General features: G+C 47.5%; 4 protein-coding genes. 1 reads left to right on the forward strand and 3 read right to left on the reverse strand.

What is annotated here, in order from left to right; translation table 11 throughout:
- Nucleotides 1-142: 142 nt before the first annotated feature.
- Together thiL and BWI93_RS26280 are read right to left on the reverse strand one after the other, a co-directional pair.
- The gene (gene thiL / locus BWI93_RS26275; protein WP_094816911.1) at nucleotides 143-1,177 is read right to left on the reverse strand and encodes a thiamine-phosphate kinase; all 1,035 of its coding nucleotides are present in this window, start codon (nucleotides 1,175-1,177) and stop codon (nucleotides 143-145) included.
- A gap of 132 nt (nucleotides 1,178-1,309) precedes the next feature.
- Nucleotides 1,310-1,768, reverse strand: coding sequence for a hypothetical protein (locus BWI93_RS26280; protein ID WP_094816912.1), 459 nt, complete (start codon nucleotides 1,766-1,768; stop codon nucleotides 1,310-1,312).
- 105 nt (nucleotides 1,769-1,873) lie between these two features.
- Here BWI93_RS26280 and BWI93_RS26285 point away from each other — a divergent pair, with 105 nt between their 5' ends.
- Nucleotides 1,874-2,113 carry a cytochrome b5 domain-containing protein gene (locus BWI93_RS26285; protein ID WP_094816913.1) on the forward strand — a complete coding sequence of 80 codons (240 nt, stop codon included), beginning with the start codon at nucleotides 1,874-1,876 and terminating at the stop codon, nucleotides 2,111-2,113.
- 141 nt (nucleotides 2,114-2,254) lie between these two features.
- On the opposite strand, the gene BWI93_RS26290 is transcribed toward BWI93_RS26285, so the two are convergent.
- The gene (locus BWI93_RS26290; protein WP_094816914.1) at nucleotides 2,255-3,190 is read right to left on the reverse strand and encodes a ring-cleaving dioxygenase; all 936 of its coding nucleotides are present in this window, start codon (nucleotides 3,188-3,190) and stop codon (nucleotides 2,255-2,257) included.
- Nucleotides 3,191-3,467: the final 277 nt, after the last annotated feature.

The raw sequence follows: 3,467 nt of genomic DNA on the forward strand, positions 1-3,467 counted from the left end.
CAAGGACAAGGAGCAGAAAGTGAAGGAGTTTGTTAACGACGCCTCCAAACGGGGAATTCATTTCGTGTAGTCTACTTCTCAAGAGACATAAAAAAGGATACGGAAGTCTGACTTCCGTATCCTTTTTATCGCAGATTCCCTGTTATTCGCCCTGTTTTTCCCAGCCCTGAGCCGTCAGCGGGATGGCCTCATTTTGCTTGGTAATAAACAACGCTTCCTGCGGATCGGCGGAAATAAAGCCGATGAAGCTAATATCCGTTGTATGATCCAGAATTTTCTGATAATCCTCCTGCCGAATCGTAAAGAGCAGTTCATAATCCTCCCCACCGTTCAAAGCCGCCGTAAAAGGTCCCAGATTCAACTCCGTAGCCGCCAGGTATGATTTCTGATGAATGGGAATTTGTTCTTCGAAAACGCGTACGCCCAAGCCCGATTCCGCCGCCAGGTGACGTAATTCGGAAGCTAATCCATCGGATACATCAATCATGGAGGTAGGTACAATATTCAGTTCCCGCAATTGTTTGATAATATCGAGTCGGGCGTCGGGTTTGAGTTGCCGTTGCAGGACGTACTCATGGCCCGCCAAGATAGGCTGACTTTCAGGTGCATCAAGAAACACTTGTTTTTCCCGTTCCAGAATCTGCAAACCCAGGTAAGCCCCACCCAGGTCACCACTGACACAAATAATATCGTTAACGGAGGCTCCGCTGCGATACGTTATCTGGTCTTTTTCTACAGTACCCAGGGCCGTTATCGAAAGAATCAATCCTGAACGCGAGCTAGTCGTATCGCCACCTACTAATTCCACTTCATAATCCTCACAAGCCGTCAGAATACCGGCGTATAATTCATCGACCGCTTCTATGGAAAAACGGTTACTCAGAGCAAGACTTACGGTTACCTGCGTAGGCAGGCCGTTCATAGCCAGAATATCTGAAATACCTGCTACGATGAGCTTGTAGCCCAAGTGCTTGAGCGGTACATAACTTAAATCAAAGTGAACCCCTTCGACCATCAATTCCGTTGAAACCAACTGATAGTCAACACTTCCTTTACTTACCGCCGCATCATCACCGATGCCCTTAACGGTTCGGGCGTGGGAAAACTGTTTTTGAGAGGCGATGCGATGGATAAGTCCAAATTCGCCCAAAATATTCAATTCCGTACGTTCTTCCATTCTTGTGAAACCTCCCGGAGAAGGCTTTAGTTTCCGGCTAAAGAAAAAGCCTCCCGTAGTACGGAGGCTTTACAAAAATAGCTTGAAATTAGATATGAGCAGCCGAAAAGGTGAAAGCCTTCGGCGGGAGTGCTAGGGATTGACGAGTTGGTACTCGTTGTTCGTATTCCCCGTTTTGGGATCGGGCGTCGTACGCGTCAGGTTAAGTTGGGTTTCCGTAGGTGAACCATTGATGTTAAATTCAACCGTACCATTACTTCCCGTGGGCTGGGGCTGAAGATTCGTCAGCGTCAGTTTTTTGTTGTCGGATGAAATCGTCCAGTTACCAACAAACGTTACATCGTCGATGGCAGTCCACCGTACCGTTTGCTGGGCGGTATTACTCAGATCGAGTTTGAATTTGGAATACGTTGTTTTGATATTGCTTGCCCCCCCCTTCGTATAGACCAGCGTATTATTCTCCTTTACCGTATTTACCGTCCATACTTTACGGATAATTTCGGAAACAGGTTTTGAGTTTGGTTTCTTACAACTACCAGCCATCAGGACGGTCAGGGCCAGGAGAGTATACGAAAGTAAATATCTTTTCATCTGAATTTCATTTTTGCACTAAAATAGCGGAAATACGAGACTTCCCATCAACCGATACTGAAAACGCAAAAAATTGGCGATTATTGGTCTTTCAAGCAGGATTTAATGGAAACGTATCAAACCTATACCAAGGCCCAGCTCGCCTTACGAAACGGTCAGGACCGGGAAGAAATCTGGGTGGCTTTTCAGGGAACGATTTACGATGTAACCTCTTCTCGGCTATGGCGAAACGGCAAACATTACGAACATTGGGCCGGGCAGGATCTGACGGAAGAACTGGGCGACGCCCCCCATTCTGAACGGGTTTTTGAACGGTTTCGGATAATTGGGAAGCTGCGTTTGTGATAGAAGTAAAGTTTGAAATGGGTTTGAGGTTTAAAGTTTGAGAAGTTAGTACAATGGATTTTATCCCATCATACTGACTTCTCAAACCTTACACTTTTTCAAACTTTAAACTTATCCAAACCTTACATCCAGTCAAACCTCTTATAACTTCACCAGTACGGATTCGATCGTAGACCGGTGGGGTTCGTACTGTGCGGGTAATTTAAGGTTTTGACCTAATTCTTCCAGCGACTCATCGACCGTAAAACCGGGGTTATCCGTAGCAATTTCGAAGAGTACACCACCGGGTTCGCGGAAGTACAGGCTGTGGAAATACTGCCGGTCAATCTGCGGCGTAATATTCAGACCACGACTCTCGATTTTTTCCCGCAGAGCCAGTTGGGCTGCATCGTCTTTCACCCGGAAGGCAACGTGGTGCACGCTCCCCCCTGCTACATGACCGCGACGCTCACCGGGTACTTCTACCAAATCAATGACGTTCGCCGTTTCGCTATTGGGATTCACGAAGCGGTACCGATTCACGTGCTCCATTTCTAATTTATAATCCAGTAATTCCGTCAGGATTTCTGCCGTCGGCTGAATGTTCGCCAGCGTCAGCGTTGTACCTGAGAATCCTTTGATGGCCTGAGCATCGCCAATTTCAGCGGTGGTATTTCCGGAACGGTTATCTTTCTGTGAGGTCACCGTCAACTCCAGTTTCAATCCGTCGGGATCGAGTACGGTCAGGTATTCTTCGCCGAATTTCGTGGCGGGTTTATTGTAGATGACGCCGTGTTGCTCAAGGCGTTTGAGCCAAAAGTCCAGGCTTCCTTCGGGTACGGAAAAACCGACTTCCGTGGCCTGACCCGTTCCTCTGCGACCTTGCGGTACGGCATTCCCCCAGGGGAAGAAGGTCCAGATGGTACCGGGTTCAGCCTGATAGTTTCCGTAGTAGAAGTGATACGTCTGCGGATCGTCGAAGTTGACTGTTTTTTTCACAAACCGCATGCCCAGTACTTTGGTATAAAAATCATAATTTTTCTTGGCATCACCGGCAATTGCCGTTACGTGGTGAAGGCCTATCACATTGGTTTCCATGATCTTTCGTGTTTACTATTCGACTGATTTGATGATACAAAGCTCATCAATTGTAGCCTGCCAAAGAATGGCGGAATCGCGGAAAGGCTTGTCGAAATCAGGGAAGGAAGCAGTTTCCGTACCGTCGTGTACTGTTTTATAGGAATCAACTCTCCAGTTCCATATCAGCTCAACTCCTCTAATGCAAACGTTCTAACCCTGGAGGGATTCCATGTGATCAACCCCGTATGCAATGCGGGATATAGATGCGTCCCGCCCGGTAGGCACAGCCTACCCA

Origin of the sequence: Siphonobacter sp. BAB-5385 (assembly GCF_002261125.1) — a bacterium.
Taxonomy (GTDB): domain Bacteria; phylum Bacteroidota; class Bacteroidia; order Cytophagales; family Spirosomataceae; genus Siphonobacter.